Origin of the sequence: Nocardioides humi (assembly GCF_006494775.1) — a bacterium.
GTDB classification, from domain to species: domain Bacteria; phylum Actinomycetota; class Actinomycetes; order Propionibacteriales; family Nocardioidaceae; genus Nocardioides; species Nocardioides humi.
On sequence record NZ_CP041146.1, the window covers coordinates 630,576 to 650,978 of the forward strand.

Genomic DNA, 20,403 nt, shown 5'->3' on the forward strand with positions numbered 1-20,403 from the left:
CCCTCCGATGGCCTTGCCCCAGTCTGCCCTGTCCGAGATCCTCGACGCGTTTCGTGCCGGTGATGGTGTCGACCTGATCCGTGAATCGGTCCGTGTCGCGCTCCAGGAGCTGATCGAACTCGAAGCGACCGAACGGATCGGCGCCGCGCCCTACGAGCGCACCGAGGACCGCACCAACGAGCGCAACGGCCACCGGACGCGGCCGTTGACCACCAAGGCCGGCGACGTCGAGCTGCGGATCCCCAAGCTCCGCAAGGGATCGTTCTTCCCGATCATCCTCGAACCCCGCCGCCGCATCGACCAGGCGCTCTACGCGGTGGTGATGGAGTGCTACGTCCACGGCATCTCCACGCGCAGCGTCGACGACCTGGTCGAAGCGATGGGCGGCTCCGGGATCTCCAAGTCCGAGGTCTCCAGGATCTGCGCCAACCTCGACGAGACCGTCGGCGCGTTCCGCACCCGCACCCTGGACCACGTCGAGTTCCCCTACATCTACCTCGACGCGACCTACCTCCACGTCCGCAACAAGCCCGGCAAGGGTGGCCAAGTCGTGTCCATGGCCGTGGTCGTCGCGACCGGCGTTACCGCCCGTGGGGACAGGGAGATCCTCGGACTGGACGTCGGCGACAGCGAGGACGAGACGTTCTGGCGAGCGTTCCTGCTCAGCCTCAAGCAGCGAGGTCTGGGCGGGGTACAACTGGTGATCAGCGACCAGCACTCCGGGCTAGTCGCAGCCCTGTCCCGAGCGTTCCAGGGCGTCGCGCACCAACGGTGTCGTGTCCACTTCGCCCGCAACCTCCTCGCCCACGTCCCCAAGGGTCAGGCCGACTACGTCGCCGCAGCGTTCCGGATGATCTTCGCCCAAGCCAAGCCAGCCGACATCGACGCGGCCTGGGACCGCACCCGTGAGGAGTTCGCCCTCAGGTGGCCCAAGATCGGTCCCTACATGGACGACGCGAAGACCGAGGTCCTCGCCTTCACCGCGTTCCCGCGCGAGCACTGGCGCAAGATCTGGTCGACCAACCCGCTCGAGCGGGTCAACAAGGAGATCAAGCGCCGCTCCCGCGTCGTGGGGATCTTCCCCAACCCCGCTGCGGTCATCAGGCTGGTCGGAGCCGTGCTGATCGACATGCACGACGAGTGGATCGCCGCCGATCGCCGCTACCTGTCTGAAGGCTCGATGGCGAAGCTCTACGAGACCAGCGATACTGACCCCGTCGCCGCCATCGAGGGCAGCGACTCGTAGGCACCGAGGATCACCTCAAAGCCCACCACCCCGCGGGGCTCTGTCAGTCGGCGGGAGCCGGCCAACTGTCCGAGTTCCACACACCGCTGTCCGAGGCCGCCCGAGACTCTCCGATGTCGGAAAGTCGGACAGTCGGAGCCGGTGACCGCGATCACATACTTGCTACGCCGCCCTTCCCGCCAGGCCACCCGCGCACCGAGGCAGCCGGCCCGTCGGAGACCCGGGGCTCACCGCACGGCGACCGCTCGGCGGTTCGCCGACATCCATCAGCAACCACTCTCAAGAGGAGTCATCCGGTGAAGTCGAAAGCAGCTGTTCTCTGGGACCTCAACCAGCCGTTCGAGGTCGTCGAGCTAGACCTCGAAGAGCCGCGCCAGGGCGAGGTCCTCGTCCGGTACGTCGCGGCCGGCTTCTGCCACTCCGACGACCTCCTGCGGACCGGGGACATCATGCCGCGCTTTCCGCTCGTCGGCGGCCACGAGGGCTCCGGCGTCGTCGAGGCGGTCGGCCCGGGTGTCACCCGCGTCGCGGTGGGCGACCACGTGGTCACCTCGTTCATCCCCGCCTGCGGACACTGTCGCTGGTGCTCGACCGGTCGCCAGAACCTGTGCGACGACGGCGCGACGATCCTCGAGGGCAGGATGCCCGACGGCTCGTTCCGCTTCAGCGGCCGCGGCCAGGACGTCGGGGCCTACTGCATGATCGGCACCTTCGCCGAGCGCTCGGTGGTCAGCGAGCGGTCCCTCATCCCGGTGGACAAGTCGCTGCCGCTGGACAAGATCGTCACCACGGCCTGCGGCGTGCCCACCGGTTGGGGTGCCTCGGTGTACGTCGCGGACATCCAGCCTGGGGAGACCGTCGTGATCTACGGCATCGGCGGCCTCGGCAGCGCTGCAGTACAGGGCGCGGTCCACGCGGGCGCCACCAACCTCATCGCCGTCGACCCGCTGGAGAACAAGCGCCAGATGGCGAAGCAGCTGGGCGCGACCCACACCGCCGCGACGGCCGAGGAGGCCCACGAGATCGCGATGGACCTGACCCGTGGCGTCGGTGCGGACAAGTCCCTGGTCATCACCGACCTCGTGCAGGTGGAGACCACGACCGCGGCTCTCGACGTCATCAGCAAGGGCGGCACCACGGTGTTCGTCGGCCTCAACGGCCTCGACAAGATGAACGTCGTCTACCCCAGCCAGGCGATCACGCTGAACGAGAAGACGATCAAGGGCACGCTCTACGGCTCCTGCAGCCCGAACCGCGACGTCCCGAAGCTCCTCGATCTCTACAAGGCGGGCCGGCTCGAGCTCGACGCCCTCGTCACCAACCGCTACTCGCTGGACCAGGTCAACGAGGCCTACGCCGACCTGAACGCCGGGAGGAACATCCGCGGCATCCTCGACTTCAGCCTCGCCTGAGCCGCACGCGCACAAGGAGAAACTCATGACAGCCACCGCTCAGGAGAACGCGATCGCCGTCGCGGACGCGTTCCTCGCACAGTCGGAGATCCCGCTCTACATCAATGGCGCGTGGAAGCCGGCCAGGGACGGCAAGACGTTCGAGGTACGTCGACCCTCGACCGGGGAGCGACTCGCGACCATCTCGTCCGCGGGCGCCGCCGACGTCGATGAGGCAGTGCAAGCCGCCCGTTCCGCCTTCCCGGCGTGGTCGGACCTCGACACCCGCGACCGCGCGGTGCTCCTGCACCGACTGGCCGACGCGATGGAGCGGGACCAGGACGTGCTCGCCTCGCTGGAGTCCCGCAACATCGGCAAGTCGCTCCCGGAGGCCCTGGACTTCGACATCCTGTTCGCGGCCCAGGGCTACCGCTACTTCGCCGACCTCGCGACCCACACCACCCTGTCGCGTCCGCTGCCCCTGGCCAATATGGAGGCCAGCCAGGTGCACCGTCCTCGGGGCGTCTGCGGCTTCGTGATCCCGTGGAACGCGCCGTCCATCCTGACCGTCTGGGGCATCGCGCCGGCACTCGCCGCGGGCAACACGGTGGTTCTCAAGCCGGCCGAGCTGGCACCGTTGTCGGTGATCTACCTGGCGAGGCTGGCCGAGGAGGTCGGCTTCCCGTCCGGTGTCATCAATGTCGTCACCGGTCTGGGCAGCGAGGCCGGCGACGCCCTGGCCAACCACCCCGGCCTGAACTACATCTCGTTCACCGGCTCCCCCCAGACCGGGAAGCTGGTCGCCGAAGCCGCTGCCCGGAACCTGGTGCCCAGCAAGATGGAGCTCGGCGGCAAGGGCGCCGCGGTCATCTTCCCCGACATCGATGTCAAGGACACCGCCGAGAAGCTCGGCATGGCCATCGTCCGCAACGCCGGACAGACCTGCTGCACCGCGACCAGGTGGTTCATCCACGACGACGTGTACGACGACCTGGTCTCGGCGTCGGTCGACTTCCTCGAGCGGATCAGGCTCGGCCCCGACACGGACCACGCCACGCAGCTGGGAGCCGTCATCAGTGAGGGCCAGCGGTCGCGGATCCAGTCCTACCTGGACCAAGGGCTGGAGCAGGGGGCCACTCCCCTTCTCGAGGGCGGAGCCACCCAGCTGCCCGGCCTCGAGAACGGCTACTACGTGAGCCCGGTGCTCATGACCGGCCGGCCGGACAACGTCTGCGCCCGGGAGGAGATCTTCGGGCCGGTCGCCTACGTCATGCCCTTCAGCGACGAGGCCGACGTCATCGAGCAGGTGAACAGCTCGCACTACGGCCTGGCCAACAGCGTGTGGAGCGAGGACCTGAACCGTGCGTACCGTGTCGCGGAGCGGATGGTCTCGGGCAACAGCTGGATCAACGCCCACAACGTGTTCGCCTACGGGCTGCCGTACGGCGGAGTGAACCTCAGCGGGTGGGGCGGTGGGGTCAACAGCCAGCAGACGTACCTGGACTACCTCCGGCCCATGTCCGTGGTCCGGCCGCTGACCTGACCGATGTCACACAGCCACGACGACCGGTTGCTCCCGCAGATGTATCTGCTGGAGCAGCCGGTCGCCCGGGCCGCCCTGGCGACGACCGACATCGTCGACCGGATCGCGACCGGCGTCGCGGACCTGGAGATCGCTCCCGGGGCCCGTATCGCACTCGGCATCGGCAGCCGCGGCATCGATCAGATCGTCCTGGTCACCCGGACCATCGTCGCCGCCCTCCGCGCCCGAGGGCCCAGGTCTTCGCCTTTCCCGCGATGGGCAGCCACGGCGGAGCCACCGGTCCTGGACAGCTCAAGGTCCTCGCCTCCCTCGGCATCACCGACGAGACGCTCGGCTGCGAGATCAGGTCCTCGATGGAGACTCGGATCGTCGCCCGGATCGCGGTCGACCACACCGACCTCCCGATCCACCTGGATGCGCACGCCGCCGCGGCCGACGGAGTGATCGTCGTCAACCGCATCAAGCCCCACACCCACTTCCGCGGGCCGACGGAGTCGGGTCTGACGAAGATGCTCGTGATCGGCGCCGGCAAGCACGAGCAGGCCCTCGCGATGCACGCCCACGGCGTCACGGGCCTGCGGGACCTCGTGCCGGTGTCCGCACAGGCACTGGTCGACACCGGTCGGGTGCTGGCGGGCGTCGCCCTGATCGAGGACGGCGAGCATCGCCTGAGTCATGTCGAGGTCATCCCGGCCGGCCAGATCCGCACCCGTGAGCCCGACCTGCTCAGACAGGCCCGGTCGCTGATGCCGAGGCTGCCGGTCGACGACATCGACCTCCTCGTCGTCGACCGCATCGGCAAGGACATCAGCGGGACCGGGATGGACACCAATGTCGTCGGCCGGGTGCGCGCCCTGGACTTCGCGGGCTTCGAGCGTCCGCGCATACGGGTCGTGTACGCGCGGGGACTGACGCACGCGACGGCCGGAAATGCCATCGGCGTCGGCCTCGCCGATCTCGTTCACCAGCGCCTCGTCGAGGCCATCGACCCGGTCTCGACCGCGGTGAACGCGATGACCGGTGGCAGTCCGCAGACGGCGGCCGTGCCGATCACCGCCACTTCGGACGCCGAGGCGCTCTCACACTTCGACCGCTACCTGCGCGGCGCCCGGCCGACCTCGGAGGTGCGGCTGATCCGATGTCGCGACACACTGAGCCTGCAGCGCCTGCTGGTGAGTCGCGCCGTCGCCGAGGTCGCGCCGGCGGACAGCACCTGCACGCCGGTCGACCTCCGCTGGACGGCGGATCAGGACTTCGGCTCCGTTCGCGGGTACGACTGAGTCATGCACCAGCCTGCCCTCCCCGAGACAAGGAAGACGATGACCCACACGGCCACCGACAGTCCCGACATCAAGCCTCGGTCCCGCGACGTGACCGATGGCCTGGAGCGCGCAGCCGCCCGTGGCATGCTGCGGGCGGTCGGGATGGGCGACGAGGACTTCGCGAAGCCCCAGGTCGGCGTCGCGTCCAGCTGGAACGAGATCACACCCTGCAATCTCTCCCTGGACCGGCTCGCCAAGGCGGTGAAGAACGGCGTACACGCAGGGGGTGGCTATCCGCTGGAGTTCGGCACGATCTCCGTGTCCGACGGCATCTCCATGGGACATGAAGGCATGCACTTCTCGCTGGTCTCCCGGGAGGTCATCGCCGACTCCGTCGAGGTGGTGATGCAGGCCGAGCGTCTCGACGGATCCGTCCTGCTCGCGGGGTGCGACAAGTCTCTGCCGGGCATGCTGATGGCGGCGGCGCGCCTCGACCTGGCGAGCGTCTTCCTGTACGCCGGGTCGACGATGCCCGGACATGTCGACGGCCGCGATGTGACGATCATCGATGCGTTCGAGGCGGTGGGGGCGTGCCTGGCTGGCCGGATCACGGCCGACGAGGTCGACAGGATCGAGCGCGCCATCTGCCCCGGCGAGGGTGCGTGCGGCGGGATGTACACCGCCAACACCATGGCCTCGGTCGCGGAGGCGCTCGGCATGTCTCTGCCGGGCTCGGCCGCCCCTCCCGCTGTCGACCGCCGTCGGGACGGTTTCGCGCACCGGTCCGGTCAGGCAGTGGTGGAGCTGCTGCGCAAGGGCATCACCGCTCGCCAGATCATGACCAAGGAGGCGTTCGAGAACGCCATCGCGGTGGTGATGGCTCTCGGCGGATCCACCAACGCCGTGCTCCATCTGCTCGCGATCGCCCACGAGGCCGAGGTCGACCTGACTCTCGACGACTTCAACCGCATCGGCGACGACGTCCCGCATCTCGCCGACCTCAAGCCCTTCGGCAGGTACGTCATGAACGACGTCGACCGGATCGGGGGGATCCCCACCGTGATGCGAGCGCTGCTGGATGCCGGCCTCATGAACGGCGACTGCCTGACCGTGACCGGCAAGACGATGGCAGAGAATCTGAGGGAGCTCAGCCCACCGCCCCTGGACGGTGCGGTGATCCACGGCCTCGACCGCCCGATCCACCGGACCGGCGGCCTGACCGTCCTCAGGGGCTCGCTCGCCCCGGACGGCGCCGTGGTGAAGACCGCGGGGTTCGACGACACCGTGTTCCGTGGCACTGCACGGGTGTTCGACGGCGAGCGGGCTGCGCTGGACGCCCTCGCCGACGGCAGGATCCGCGCAGGCGATGTCGTCGTCATCCGCTACGAGGGACCCAAGGGCGGTCCCGGGATGCGGGAGATGCTCGCCATCACGGGGGCGATCAAGGGCGCGGGCCTCGGCAAGGACGTCCTGCTGGTGACCGACGGCCGGTTCTCGGGCGGCACCACCGGACTGTGCGTCGGACACGTCGCGCCCGAGGCCGTCGACGGTGGGCCGATCGCCTTCGCCAGGGACGGCGATCCCATCGTGCTGGACGTCGTCGACCGCAGCCTGGTCCTGGAAGTCGATGTCGCGGAGCTGGAGAAGCGGAGATCGGGATGGGAGCCTCCTCCCGCGACGTACACGCGCGGCGTGCTCCGGAAGTACGCCGCGACCGTCCGATCGGCGGCCCACGGTGCCGTCACGCAGTAACGCCGGCCGTCGGACGGCGATCGGCGACGGCCGGCGACAGCCGGCGATAGGATGCCGTGACTGCCGTCACAGTCCACGGGGTTCGACCTGGCCGGCGAGGCGAGGAGGGGGCCAGCATGGCGACGCACAGCCCTGATGCTGCCGACGAAGAGCGACTCGACCGTATCCGCCTGTCCCACTACCGCTCGCAACGCGCCGGCCTCGACTCCGACACCGGCCTCAAGGTGGTCACGGAGGACTTCGACGCCGACAGCCGGCTGCTGAACGCATCACGACCGGCACTGCGCCGGCTCAGCGAGTCGCTCGAGGGCCTGATGGCGGGCGGACTGCTCACCGACCGGCACGGCACGGTGATCGATCGCTACTTCGGGGACGACCGGATGGGCCGGGCGGCGGACCGTCTCGGCGCGGTCATCGGCGCCTCGTTCAACGAGGAGCGCACCGGCACCAACGGTCTCTCGGTCCCGCTCGAGACCCGGGAGCCCATCCTGGTGCACGCCGAGGAGCATTTCCTGACGGATCTGCGCGGCTTCACCTGCTACGGCGTCCCCATCGTCAACCCGGTCACCAACCGGCTCGAAGGAGTCGTCGATCTGATGGTCGAGGAGGCCATCTCGCCCGCGCTCATGGCGAGCGTCCTCGACCAGGCGGTCAACGACATCACCGGGCGGCTGCTCGGTGACTACGACCCGGGGATCGCGCAGCAGATCGCGGCGTTCAAGAGTCTCAGCGCCCGCACTCGCGACGCCGTCACGCTCATCGCCCGCGACTTCATCGTGCACAACCTCCGCGCAGCCGACCTCGTGGTCGGCGACGACGCCGACGCCCTTCGCCAGCTGGCCGAGCGGCTGGGACCGGACGACTCCGACACGATGTCGCTGGCCTCCGGCGTGGACGTGACGGTCTCCGCGTCGTCCACGGGCGTCGACGGCGCCGTCCTGCTCCGCCTGCGAGACGGCAACCGGGCGAAGCGACGGTCGAGTCCCTCACCGAGGACCACCGCGCTGGAACGGCTCATCGCCTCGACGACTCAGACGACCGAGTCCGTGATGGTCATCGGAGAGCCGGGCTCCGGCCGCACGCGCACCGCTCTCACCATCGCCTCGACGACAGGGTTCACCGAGCTCGACGTCTCCCGGACCACGCCCGACGAGCGCCGCGCGACCCTGGCTGGCCTGCGGCAGCAGCAGGACGCCGTACTCCTGGTCGAGCACGTGGACCACCTCGACAACGAGACGGCGCGGTCCATCATCGATCACATGCGGGCCGAGCCGCCCCTGCGCGTCATCGCGACCGCCGAGCCCGGCTTCGCGACGAACCCCTCCGTGGAGTACATCGCCAGCCTGTGCTGCTCCTGGATCGAGATCCCACCGCTGCGTCAACGCACTGCGGAGCTCTCCACGATCGTCGAGCGCCTCCTCGAGGACATCGCCACGGCGCGATCGATCGACCGGAGCAACCGACCGGCGATGCCGAGAGCGACGCTGCACCACCTGAAGTCCCTGCCCTGGCCCGGGAACGTTGCCGAGTTGCGGCGAGTGCTGGAGGCCAGCACCGAGCGGCGATCGGTCGGCGACATCGTGATCTCCGATCTGCCCGAGCGCTACCAGCGCGCCACTTCGTCGCGTACCAACCTCACGCCGATCGAGCAGGCGGAGCGCGATCTGATCATCGAAGCCCTGGCCCAGAACTCCGGCAACAAGGTCCGGGCCGCGCAGCACCTCGGGATCAGCCGGTCCAAGCTGTACGACCGGCTGCGGCACTTCCGCATCGAGCTTCCCTGAGACGCAGGACGAGAGGGTCCTTCGGGCGCTGGGCATCACGACTGGACCTATCGTTCACGGTGACAACAGCCAATGCGCCTACTTCATCTCGCCCGAGGAGTACGTGCTGGTCACTGACTCATCGCGCACCGCAAGACACCCGTCCCTTGGCGTCTCAGTAGTGAGTTCACTCAAGGTCCCGGAGGGGCACAGGTCGAGGTCGTGGCTGGTGGAGCGGACCAGGGTGTCGGCGGATCGGGTGTGGTACTCGATGAGGGTGTCGCGTGCCGAGTCAGTGGAGGCTCTGGACTGACGAGGCTGCCCAGCGGACACAGGCCCAGGCCGAGATCGAGAGGCACGATGTCAGCGAACAGCACTTCCGCGACCGGGTCGACAACTGCCTCGCGCTCCTCGACAACGCGCACGCTCACTCCCTGACCGCCGACGAGATCGGCCGCAAGGAGTTGAACCAAGCCGTCTTCGCTCATCTCTACGTTGAAGATCACGAGATCGTCGCCAGCGACCACCAGAGGCGGCACAGAGGACCACGATCGTCCCCGAGGTCTCCCCACCTGGGCCTGTCGAACAGCGCCCAGAGCCCGTCTGGGCTCGTTCCTCGCCCTCGAACGCCCCGGAGGTCGACTTCTCTGGGAAAACAGAACCGCGGCCCTCGAAAGGACCGCGGTTGGGATCTATCACCTTTGGTAGCGGGGGCAGGATTTGAACCTGCGACCTCTGGGAGAGATCGGAGGCCCCTCCGGCACCCGCCGAGGACTCGGGTCATCAAGGATTCCCTCGGTATATCAAGGGTTTTCCTTGCTGACAGACCTCAAGTGTACTGGAACGTCACGGGAGAGTTGCCGATCGTTTGCGGAGGGTAAGTGGAGGGGTATCGAGTCCCTCGTGACCCTCTCGGGTCTGCGTCACTTAGCCCAGAATGACGCACTTGGCCCGCGACTCAAGAGATTCGCTGCGCCGACCGGAAGACGGGATGGATCTCTGCCGAGGCCACTGGCCCGTGCCCGAACTGCGACAGCTGCGAAGGCATCACGAGAGCACTACCTGAAGTCGAACGGTTGCCCCCCGTTGTGCAGCGGCAGGCCACGTCGCGAAAGTGCGCGTTCGACTCTAGGGTGCTCGACCAGTTGAGCCCTTCCGCGCGGCCGCCGCTTCGGCGACCTTCCGCCTTGCACTCTCGGTCAGACGCAGCGGCGCCGGCCAACCGACTACCTCGGAGGCTTGCGCCAGCTGCTCCTCCCGGCGACCTTGCGAGTCGAGTCGGTCGAGAGCTTGCCCGGCGTGAAGCAGGTTGGTTGCCGCAGCGTGCCACCACGATCGGGTGTCGTTCATCGGTGCGGGTTCAAGAGATACACCGCCATCAGGTTCTTCCGAGACGAAGGCAGAGATAACTGGCTCTTTGAACCGCACTGGGTCTGATGGAGGCTCTGGTCATTTGATTTCAACCAGGGCCTGGGTTCCCTGCTGGGTAGCGTAGAACCTTTCTTCGAACTCGGTCGGCGGGAGGTCGCTGAGGTAGCCGTGTAGCCGCTGGTGGTTGTGCCAGTGCACCCAGCCGAGGGTGGCGAGCTCGACGTCGTCGATGGCGCGCCACGGCCCCGGACGCGCCGGACCGCGGATGAGCTCGGCCTTGTAGTAGCCGTTCACGGTCTCGGCCAAGGCGTTGTCGTAGCTGTCCCCGACGGTCCCGATCGATGGGACGGCGCCGATCTCGGCGAGCCGCTCGCCGTAGCGCAGACTCGTGAATTGACTGCCGGCGTCGCTGTGACACCGCAGGCCCTCGAGCTGCGTGCCGCGGGACCAGCGGGCCATCTCGATCGCGTCGAGCACCATCTCGGTGCGCATGTGGCTGGCGACTCGCCACCCCACGATCATCCGACTGAAGGCGTCGACGATGAAGCACACGTAGGCGATCCCGGCGAACGTCGGCACGAACGTCAGGTCGGTGACCCACAGTTCATTCGGCCTTGTCGCGGTGAAGTTCCGCTTCACCAGGTCCGGGTGCCGTGCAGCCTTGTCATCCGGCCTGGTCGTCCGCACCCGTTTCGTGCGGACGACGCCTTCGATGCCTTCGGCGCGCATCAGCCGGGCGACCTGGTCACGGCCGACGTCGTGTCCGGCACGCCTGGCGGCCTTCCACAGTTTCCTCGCGCCGTAGACCCGGTAGTTCGCCTCCCACAGCTCGCGCAGCGCCGGTCTGAGCTCAGCATCACGTTGCGCGCGTGCGGATGGCTCGCGGGACCGGGCGGCGTAGTAGGTGCTCGGAGCCACCTGCAGCCCCGCCTTGGACAGCGTGGTGCAGATGGACTCGACTCCGAGCTTCTTGCCCTCGACGACCTCGTCGCGGTTGGCGTCGATGAAAGCGACTACTACTTGTGTTGGCGGTCGAGCTCCGCCCCGAAGAAAGAGGCCGCTCGCTTGAGAATCTCGTTGGCTCGCTTGAGCTCGCGGTTCTCCTGCTCCAGCTCGCGGATTCGCTTGGCCTCCGCTGTGGTCACGCCCGGCACGTGGCCGTCGTCGATGTCGGCCTGCTTGACCCACTGACGCACCGATTCCACGCCGTAACCCAACTGGGTCGCGACCCGCTGGACCGTCCCGTGCTCGGTTCCCAACTCTGCTCGCAGCGTGCGGACCATCCGGACCGCCGCTGCCTTCTCCTCCGGGGAGTAGCGCCGCGTCTGCGGCTTCCCGGGCACCTGCTCCTTGGGCATGTGCTCATCCTCGTTTCCAAGGTCACGAGCCTCCAAGAAACCCAGTGCGGTTCACATCATGAACAGCACCTATCCTGGCGAGTCTCACTCGACGCCAAGATACGAATGGACCTCCCAGCTCTGGGAAATTGACTCGCCTACGGCCTTGCGGACCGTGAGACGAATGCTGACCCAACTGCTGAACACCTGCTCACAACGCGACCGCTATGCCCGGTTTGGTGGATACCTGACAATGAGCACAGCGGTGGATCAGATGATTCCACCTTCTGGTGGTGGCACGTTTCGCGCAGCGCTCGACTTGTCGGGCAACCTCGTGGCAGCGATCGATTCCCATCACACCAGGGACGGACGAACGGAAGTGGCGGTCATCGTCTCACCACCGTGGCGTCTACAAGGCGTTGCACGTCACCTCGTAGAGCTCACTATTGAACACGCCGACCGTGAGGTATATGCCGTCGTGGACGAAGGCAACCGTCCGGCACGAGGACTCGCCCGACTTCTGTGCGGCGAAGTAGTTCGAATCGAGACCGGCACCTTGGAGATCGCGTTTCCTCGCTTCAACCGTATTCGGCCATGAACGCCTCCACTCCGACGTAGGCCAGTTCCGTCACCCACGGGTCGCTCACCCTGCTCACCCAGTGGACACGCTACGTGACCTCAGCACGACTCATGTCCAAGCTCAGACAGCCACAGTGGGGACAGCTCGGTCACCCCGAGCGAAACAGACAAGGATCATCCAAACGCACTTGCTTGTCGACCGGATGATGCCCTCGATTAGCGCAACGCGGGCGCGCATGCGGCGCTCGGGCCCCTACCGCGTCGGCGACCGTCCTGAAAATCTATATGAGCCTTGAAAACCTGCTGGCGTACGATACCGTCACCGAGAGACAACAGGGCTAGGAGCAGTCGGGTGGGCGATCCCCTCAAGCAGGCCGACCAGGGCGATACGAGCCCCGGGCAGAGCGCATGGGTGCGCAAGAAGCGAGAACGCAAGCTTGACCAGATCCTCAGAGCGTCAGCAGAACTTTTTTCTGAGCACGGCTACGACGGCACGAACTTCGATGACGTCGCCGCGAAAGTTGGACTGCGCGGAGCAAGTTTATATCACTACGTCAGTTCGAAAGATGACCTATTCCTCAAGTGCGTTGAAGTTCCGTCACTGGCGATCGTCGAGAGGTTGCGCGAGATCAGTGCCAATTACACCGAACCGCACGAGGCGCTCAGTGCGTTGTTCCAGGAGCAAGCGCTCCTTCAACTTCGCGACTACCCTGAGTTCGCAGCGGTATTCTTTCAGATTCAACACCCGAACCCAACGATTCGGGCGAAGGTTCGAGCACTTCGAGAAACCCACTTCGAAGTATTCAAAGAACGCGTTCAAGCGATCTCGGACGCCAACAGCGACCACCTAGTCCTTCGCCTCCAACTCTGCATCGGAGCACTCGCGCACATGAACGAGTGGCACCGAACCGAAGGATCTCTCGCGTTGGAGGAGTTCGCTCGAGTCGTTTCCGCTAGTCTGACACACGCAATGTTCGGCGGATTGGATTAGAGGCCCTCCTCAGAGTCGACTAACCAGCCATTGTCAACCCGCCGCTGACGCTAAGCACTTGTCCAGTGATGTAACTCGCGTCGTCGGATGCGAGGAAGGCGACCGCCGCGGCCACCTCTCGTGGATCCGCGATGCGACCGAGGGGAATCGCTCTGACGACAGCATTACGGATGCCCTCGTCGAGTGAGTGGAACAGCGGTGTCTCTGTCGGCCCCGGCGCGACTGCGTTGGCATTAATCCCGTGTCTTGCCACCTCGCGAGCAAGCGACTTGGTAAACCCGACGACCGCTGCCTTGGCACCCGCGTACACAGCCTCGCCGCTACTTCCCACCCGCGCAGCGTCGCTCACGACATTCACCACATGGCCCCCAGTACGGCGTGCGATCATTTCACGGGTAGCGCGCTGTGTTACTGTCAGCGTCCCCACATAGTTGACCGAGATCACTTTGTCCCAGAAATCTCTGTCCGTTTCGACGAAACGGTGCATTCGATCCCATCCCGCACAGTTTACGACGATAGTCGGCGAATGCCATTTGTCGATCACCTCTTGGAATCCAGAGTCGACCGCGTGAACGCTGGTTACGTCCATCTCAACCGCCATCGCCGCGCCTCCTGCCTGGCGGACCAGGTCACAAGTTTCCTCGGAACTGTCGTAATCCACGTCGGCAACACAGACGTTAGCGCCCGCCTTGGCCAGCCGTTCCGAAACCGCCCGGCCAATTCCTGATCCAGCGCCCGTGACTAGGGCGACGTGTCCGTCAAGGCCGGTGCTCAAAAATGAGGATCGGACTCCATTCATAACAAACCTCTTCTTACTATTCTGCGGTATGGAACATGGGCCCCGACAAACTCGATAACCGACGACCGCCGCTAACTAGACCGACTCAATTCTCATTGGCGCCGGATTATCAGGAAGGACAACCGTGGAAGCTCCAGGGATGTGCCCAAGAAGGTAGGGTCGGTTCGCAAAGCTCGACATCAAGGGAAGGATTTCGCAGGCACTAACGATGCCCAGCGCGCCGCTCCTCATGGAGCGTTCACCAAAAGACTGTGTTTCGTCGGCCGAGATTGTCGGCCCCGCCAGACAGAGTGGCGTTGCCTCACCCGCGTGCAGCAGGCCGTCACGCGACGGTGTCGCATGGTCGCCGGTGACAATAACGACCGCAGCGGCCGCCAGATCTTGCAATCCTGCAAGCCCGCCATCGATCTGTTCGAGCACGTCCCGCTTTGCGGTCGGCGACTTCGTGTGCCCTGCCTCGTCAGTGGCCTTTGTATGCAGATGGACGAACGAGCACCCATCGTCGATAAGCTCGGCCGCAAGTCGCACCTTATAGGCCATGTCTTCAGCCAAACTCAGATTGTCTGGCGGGGTTCTGAATTCCATATCGAGGAAGCTGGCAAGTCCTCTATACAACGCAGTAGAGGCTACGATCCCACCGCGGACGCCCACCACGTCCGCGAACTCTGGCCGAGTCCTGCAACCACCGCTCCACTTTGATGTCACCACGTCTAGCGCTGGAAGCCGCCGGGCCCTGCGATCGCGGTTGACCAGCGATTCCTGCAAAACTGCGCGTGCTCGTAGCAGGTACTGCCGCACCTTATCAGCGAGTGCCTCGGATTGCGCCCGTGCTGGCTGCACATCCAGCCATGGGTGAAGATGCTCGAAGAACGGATCAGAATCAGTGACTCTTGCCGCCGGGTCACCATGCAGGAGGATCGCTTCACCAGGCCTGGTAGTAAGTGGAATCACCTCTACGTCATAGCCGCTCGCGAACTCCGCCAACTCGGCCCATAGAAGGGCTGCGTCTCCGGCGTCGTCGGCAGCACAACGCCCGTCGACCCAGACGAGTTCGCCCTTGCTGCGTGAGGTCCGCAGCGATAGATAGACGGTTCCCTTCCCAGCTTCAACCGATATCCCGTTTCCGAACGCCTCCAAGAGGCTTCGGCCAGGGAATTCACATTCGCTAAGCCCAAGCATTGCCCAATGCGATACTTCCGACGAAGTAGCTCGGCCCCAGCCGAACGGAAGATGCCAGCCGGATAGTCCTGAGCCGACCAGCGCGTCGAGGTTAGGCGTTCGAGCCGCCTCACTCGGAGTCAGGCCGCCCAACTCGCGCAATGGCCGATCACCGAGGCCATCACATATCACAAGCACCATCGGGAGGCGATCGTCGACAGGGCGTGGATAGTCCTCGCCATAATGTCGTTTCACGAGGGGAACACCTCTGAACTGCACCGGTCTTCGCAATCCCACTCCCTGAGAAGAGCAACTGTCGAAGGAGGGACCAGGGTCTCCCAAGCCGCGTGTCCATCCCGCATCAACGCTCTTATTTGAGATGCTTCGACTTGTTTCTCGGACATCTGGATTTCAGAGACTTCAAACCCAGCGCTTCTTAGGATCTCTGCCTTCCGCCGCTCCCACTCTGAGAACACACGTACGTACTGGACCGCATCGAATGGGCAGTAGTCAGCCACGCTATCGACATTGTCCAGGTCGAACGGAACTACCAAGACACGGCGCCGTTCGCCAATTTCCTCGACCGCTTTGGAGATTAGAAGAGCACGCTGATAGTAGGTGTACGGGTTGGAGACCGTTAGGTGACGATGGGCGCTCTGGCGACGCTCGGTGACACGGCATCGAACTGGGCTTGTCACTCCAACGATGACGTATTCGTGAGTACGCAACGCGATCTGTACCAACTCCATATGGCCGCGATGAAACGGCTGGAACCGACCCGTCACACAGCCGATGTCAGCCATCACGAAGCCGGATCGAGCAAGAGGCTTTCGGCGATCGTGTTCTTCTGTACCTCAACAGCGCCGGCCGGAATCCGCAGATTCCTGGCGATCCGGAAAATCTGCTCCTCAGGCGTCCCCTTAAGTAGGCCCCGTCCGCCGGCCAACTGCACCGCTGTGTCGGCAACTTCGTAAAGAGCGTTGTCATTGAGGACCTTGATAAGGCTTGTCAGTCGGATAACTCGTTTGTCGAGCGGAATTCGATAAGGCCCTGTCGCGTCAATAGTTCGGATCGCCGACAAACTTGCCTCCCGGGCCGCGTACCAGCGCAGGTACATGTCGACAAGCATGTGCTGGGGAACTTGCTGAGTTGCCAAGGTTCCTCGGGCGACTTCGCGTCCACGCATATGGCGAATAGAGCGCTCGATCAAGGTCCTCATCCATCCGCTCCCCATGCCGGCGCGGCTCAGACGCCGCCAGTTGATCGTTGTGATCATCAGACGGAGCCCGTCACCTACCTGCCCCAGTCGCTGAGAATCCGGCACAAAGACGTTCTCAAGGTGGATCTCGCCGGTCAGCCCATCGTCCATGATTGTCGGAGTCGTCACCCCTCGACGCACGCCGGGCGTGTCGACTGACACCATGAAGACCGTCAGTTCAGGGCGGCCGCTAGGAGTCTTCCCAGTTACCGCGTTGATCTGGAGCACATCACAGTATTGAGCGTTGGTGATGAAAGCTTTGCTGCCGTTCAGGATCCATCCGTCACCCTCGCGTCGAGCTGACGTACGAAGACCCAGCACATGCGACCCGGCAGACGGCTCCGTGTTACAGAATGCCGCCGTAGTACGTGCGTTGACCAGGTCATCGACGAACAGATCGCGCAGTTCAGACGATGCGTGGGTGAGCATCGGGCTCGGTCCCTCCGTCCAGCCAAGGATGGCCGGTGCCAACAGAGTGCCGTACTGGTAAACACGCTCTTCAATGAAGAACATTTCTTCGCGCGTGTACCCACCACCGCCGAGCTCCTTAGGAAGGTGGGCGGCATAGAGGCCGGCCGCAGCAGCAAGGCGTTGGATTTCCCGTCGAGCTTCCCAGACGTCCGGAGATAGAGCTCCTTCGATAGTCAGATGCCCGTAGGGTCCCGAGACCGTGCTGCGCAAATGCTTTTCCCGAGGCTTCACCTCTTCCTCAACGAGCGAGTCGATTGCCTCCAGAGTCGAGACAAGCTCAGTCGGCGGCTCAGCTAGACCGAACTCGAGGTCGCCAATTAGTGCCCCGTCATGGGGCCAGTCGTTCTCGGGAAAACTTGCATTCCACAGCATTTGGCTGTCACTTTCGTCTTGTTTGAATGGGCACCACGGCCGGCTGGGAGCCGTGGCTAGAACCTAGGGCTCGACGCGGCAATTTGTGGAAGGACTTCCACGACTCCTGGAGTCCCCTCTACAAACTCACCAACGATCGCCGCAGGCACTCCGCTCGCACTCAGGTCGTAGCAGAGATCGACAACAGAATCGCCTGAGACAGCAAGGAGGAGTCCTCCCGATGTCTGCGGATCGCACACAACATTCCGGCGAACTTCATCCACCGAGGACCAAGACGTGTAGTTCTCCGCGTCGGCCCTGTTTCGGAGCAGACCATCCGGGACGAATCCCGACGCGAGAGTATCGACCACTCCAGGAATTACCGGCAACGCGCCCGCCGATAGTCGAGCCCTGAGTCCGGATGCCTTCGCGATGTTATGGGCGTGACCGACAAGCCCAAAACCGGTCACATCTGTCGCACAACGCACTGCGTGTGACGCCGCCACTTCAGCAGCTCGGCCGTTGGAGGTCACCATCACATCATGAGCGGCCGCATACATCACCGAACTTCCTATTCCCGCCTTTTCCGCGGAGCTTGCAACGCCGCTCCCGAGCGGTTTGGTCAATACGAGCTGATCCCCAACGCGGCCGCTGGCGACAGTCATTAGCCCGCCACGTCCCGGTGAACCGAGGACGCAATACCCGAACGTCGGAACCTCGCTAGTGATCGTGTGGCCGCCCAACAAGGCGACACCATCTGCGCGCAGTGCCTTTGCTCCTGCATTCAACAGAGATCGGCCCTCAGTAATCGATCGTCCGGCCGGCCATCCTAGGAATGCAACCGCACCTAGTGGTCGTCCGCCCATCGCATAGATGTCGGACAACGCGTTGACCGCCGCCACTGCGCCCCACCGCTCGACGGTGGGCGATATTGGGGTCTGGATATCAATCGTGAGTAGAACCTCTTGTTGACCTACCGTTAAGAGCCCGGCATCCTCGGCCGCGAAGTCGGGTCCGCCGATACCCAAGTCCCGTTCCATCCCTGCGAGTAGCTCGTTCAGGAGACCCTGGCGCATTTTGCAACCGCATCCGCCGGCCGGCGAAAGATCCATGAGCCTCCCATGCGTCGATTCAAGATCCATCATCCACCGCTTCAGTTCGAGAACAGGTGTGCCGTAGAGCACGCAACATCAGTTCCCAACCAGCCCCCAACGTTTTGGGTCAGTGCAAACCGTGCATTCTCTACTTGGCGTGGACCGCACCGTCCAATGAGTTGATCAAACGCTTCGACCGCCTGAGCTACCCCAGTGGCTCCAATCGGATGCCCCCGCGAAGTCAGTCCTCCGCTGGTATTCACTGGGCACCGGCCGCCGAGCCCTACTTCGCCCTCCGCCACCATGCGGTCCTCTTCTCCCGGAGAACAAAGACCGATTTGCGAGTAGAGCTCGAACTCACCGACCGCAGTCGCGTCGTGAAGCTCAATCAAGCTGAGATCCTCCGGCCCGACACCAGCCGCGTTATAGGCGCGCGCACAAGCTCGCTCAGGCGCGCGCTGCAGCGATTCGTCGTCTGCGCGGCCCGAATTCAGCACTGACGCGAGAATTTTCACCGCCCGGCGCGGCGTCCTCGACAACCAACGGTCCGACACTAGGACGACGGCTGCAGCGCCATCAGACATTGGGGCGCACATATACAGATGGAGCGGCCCTACGACCTGGCGGGAGGCCAGTACCTCCTCCGGAGTATACGCAGTGCCGAACTGTGCGCGTGGATTCAATGATCCATGTCGATGGCTCTTCGAGGAAATCCGCGCGAGCGTGAGCGGGTCGAGACCTCCGGATCCACTCTCCGCGTAGTGATCCATGAAGACGCTTCGATCGGGCGACCTTTCCGGATAGTTGGTTGCTGCCTCCACCAAGTCCATACTCGCGTCAAAAGCACGGAATGATTTCGTCTTGTCTTCGTCAACAAGCTTCTCGTATCCAACCACCAGCACGCAGTCGTACTCACCCGAACGAATCGAGTTCCACGCGACATGGAGAGCCGTCGAGCCCGAGGCACAGGCATTCTCTAGATTCACGACGGGAACAGGCCCCAGACGCGAGGACCGCAGCACGACCTGACCTCGGATTGATTCCTGACCGGTCATGAGCCCCTCAACGGCGTTACCCACAAATGCAGCCTCGATCTCAGCCGGCTGGATGTCGGCATCGTGGATGGCTCCGTCGACGGCCTCGGAAACCATCGAACGTGGGGTCGTTGTCAGATGGCGACCGAACTTGGTCATTGACGCCCCAACGACATGGACTTGATCAGTAGTCAATTCCGAACATCCCTTTCAGGCGCAGAGGACGCGGGAATCGACCTCGGCCGGTTGATAAATCCCAACAACTGTTGTGCGGTCTCTTGGGACGCGACGTGCGCGACAACTGCGTCGAGCTCTGCCGACAGGCCAACCCGAAGCGACTCGCTCTCCGCGACCTCGGCAAGCTGCTTCATTAACTTCATCGCGTCCGCAGATTGTGTGGCGAGACGGCTGGCCAACTCCATCGCATGCGCCAGGAGTTTTGCGGCAGGTACAGAGACGTAAGCCAGCCCCCACTCGACTGCCTGCTTCCCTGAAATCTGATCACCAGTCAGCTGTAGAGCTCGCGACCGCCGATCGCCGATCGCTCGCGGAAGGCGCTGTGATCCTCCTCCGCCTGGAATCAAGCCCACGCCAATGTGTTGGTCGCCGATGAGCGCGTCATCGGCGACGACGAGGATGTCACCCGCAAGGGCCAACTCAAGCCCTCCCGCCAGGAGGTATCCCTGAGCCGCGACGACGACTGGGACCGCGCAGGAACTTATCGTTTCAGCCACCTGGTGGAACTGCGCAAGGTGCGATCGCAGCTTCCCAGGATCGTCAATTGCCTGAGTCACTTCCCGAAGATCCGCTCCAACTGAAAAATGCGGGCCGGCCGCAGCAATGAGGATGGACCCGCATTCGCCCGCCAACTCCCGGACGCCCCGGTCGATCGCACCCAGCATTTCGCAGTTCAGCGCGTTATATACCGCCGGCCTATTGAGCCGTATGTGCCCGACGCCGTCCACCAGAGCCGTTTCAACGGCAAGTTGGTTCGTCACTTCGA

The 20,403-nt window shown here is 64.4% G+C and carries 16 protein-coding genes; 8 read left to right on the forward strand and 8 right to left on the reverse strand.

Annotated elements, in window-relative coordinates:
* Positions 1–7 precede the first annotated feature (7 nt).
* The 6 genes from FIV44_RS03085 (at position 8) to FIV44_RS03110 (ending at position 8,978) form a co-directional block, all read left to right on the forward strand.
* Positions 8–1,246: an IS256 family transposase gene (locus tag FIV44_RS03085; RefSeq protein ID WP_141003212.1), complete on the forward strand. Its 1,239-nt coding sequence runs from the start codon at positions 8–10 to the stop codon at positions 1,244–1,246.
* A gap of 296 nt (positions 1,247–1,542) precedes the next feature.
* Positions 1,543–2,658 (forward strand): NDMA-dependent alcohol dehydrogenase, encoded by a 1,116-nt coding sequence (locus FIV44_RS03090; protein WP_181410955.1) that lies wholly within the window; start codon positions 1,543–1,545, stop codon positions 2,656–2,658.
* 25 nt (positions 2,659–2,683) lie between these two features.
* Positions 2,684–4,180, forward strand: coding sequence for an aldehyde dehydrogenase family protein (locus tag FIV44_RS03095; protein ID WP_141003214.1), 1,497 nt, complete (start codon positions 2,684–2,686; stop codon positions 4,178–4,180).
* Between the two features lie 254 nt (positions 4,181–4,434).
* A complete protein-coding gene (locus FIV44_RS03100; protein WP_141003215.1) occupies positions 4,435–5,460 on the forward strand; it encodes a DUF362 domain-containing protein in 1,026 nt (341 codons plus the stop codon).
* Positions 5,461–5,463: 3 nt separating this feature from the next.
* Positions 5,464–7,194, forward strand: coding sequence for a dihydroxy-acid dehydratase (gene ilvD, locus FIV44_RS03105; protein ID WP_246086780.1), 1,731 nt, complete (start codon positions 5,464–5,466; stop codon positions 7,192–7,194).
* Between the two features lie 116 nt (positions 7,195–7,310).
* Positions 7,311–8,978 (forward strand): helix-turn-helix domain-containing protein, encoded by a 1,668-nt coding sequence (locus FIV44_RS03110; RefSeq protein WP_141003216.1) that lies wholly within the window; start codon positions 7,311–7,313, stop codon positions 8,976–8,978.
* 1,428 nt (positions 8,979–10,406) lie between these two features.
* Here FIV44_RS03110 and FIV44_RS03115 read toward each other — a convergent pair.
* A protein-coding gene (locus FIV44_RS03115; protein ID WP_141003217.1) for an IS3 family transposase occupies positions 10,407–11,686 on the reverse strand; the annotation gives its coding sequence in 2 pieces (ribosomal slippage) (positions 10,407–11,383 and positions 11,383–11,686; 1,281 coding nt in all).
* A 163-nt stretch (positions 11,687–11,849) separates the two neighbouring features.
* Between FIV44_RS03115 and FIV44_RS03120 the strand changes: the two genes are divergently transcribed.
* Together FIV44_RS03120 and FIV44_RS03125 are read left to right on the forward strand one after the other, a co-directional pair.
* A complete protein-coding gene (locus tag FIV44_RS03120) occupies positions 11,850–12,263 on the forward strand; it encodes a GNAT family N-acetyltransferase (RefSeq protein ID WP_181410956.1) in 414 nt (137 codons plus the stop codon).
* Between the two features lie 333 nt (positions 12,264–12,596).
* The gene (locus FIV44_RS03125; protein ID WP_181410957.1) at positions 12,597–13,235 is read left to right on the forward strand and encodes a TetR/AcrR family transcriptional regulator; all 639 of its coding nucleotides are present in this window, start codon (positions 12,597–12,599) and stop codon (positions 13,233–13,235) included.
* A gap of 19 nt (positions 13,236–13,254) precedes the next feature.
* On the opposite strand, the gene FIV44_RS03130 is transcribed toward FIV44_RS03125, so the two are convergent.
* From FIV44_RS03130 to FIV44_RS03160, 7 genes are all read right to left on the reverse strand, one after another.
* The gene (locus FIV44_RS03130) at positions 13,255–14,010 is read right to left on the reverse strand and encodes an SDR family NAD(P)-dependent oxidoreductase (RefSeq protein WP_219996261.1); all 756 of its coding nucleotides are present in this window, start codon (positions 14,008–14,010) and stop codon (positions 13,255–13,257) included.
* A gap of 99 nt (positions 14,011–14,109) precedes the next feature.
* Positions 14,110–15,447, reverse strand: coding sequence for an alkaline phosphatase family protein (locus tag FIV44_RS03135; RefSeq protein WP_219996262.1), 1,338 nt, complete (start codon positions 15,445–15,447; stop codon positions 14,110–14,112).
* Positions 15,444–15,995: an adenylyltransferase/cytidyltransferase family protein gene (locus FIV44_RS33825; RefSeq protein ID WP_141003221.1), complete on the reverse strand. Its 552-nt coding sequence runs from the start codon at positions 15,993–15,995 to the stop codon at positions 15,444–15,446. The genes FIV44_RS03135 and FIV44_RS33825 overlap by 4 nt, the downstream gene beginning before the upstream one ends.
* Positions 15,995–17,293 carry an acyl-CoA dehydrogenase family protein gene (locus FIV44_RS03145; RefSeq protein WP_141003222.1) on the reverse strand — a complete coding sequence of 433 codons (1,299 nt, stop codon included), beginning with the start codon at positions 17,291–17,293 and terminating at the stop codon, positions 15,995–15,997. Before FIV44_RS03145 ends, FIV44_RS33825 begins: the two co-directional genes overlap by 1 nt.
* Positions 17,294–17,349: 56 nt before the next feature.
* Complete coding sequence (gene selD / locus FIV44_RS03150; protein WP_141003223.1) at positions 17,350–18,456, reverse strand: selenide, water dikinase SelD; 1,107 nt, start codon at positions 18,454–18,456, stop codon at positions 17,350–17,352.
* Complete coding sequence (locus FIV44_RS03155; protein WP_281285801.1) at positions 18,426–19,595, reverse strand: thiolase family protein; 1,170 nt, start codon at positions 19,593–19,595, stop codon at positions 18,426–18,428. Before FIV44_RS03155 ends, selD begins: the two co-directional genes overlap by 31 nt.
* The gene (locus tag FIV44_RS03160) at positions 19,592–20,398 is read right to left on the reverse strand and encodes an enoyl-CoA hydratase/isomerase family protein (protein ID WP_141003225.1); all 807 of its coding nucleotides are present in this window, start codon (positions 20,396–20,398) and stop codon (positions 19,592–19,594) included. The genes FIV44_RS03155 and FIV44_RS03160 overlap by 4 nt, the downstream gene beginning before the upstream one ends.
* Positions 20,399–20,403 lie beyond the last annotated feature (5 nt).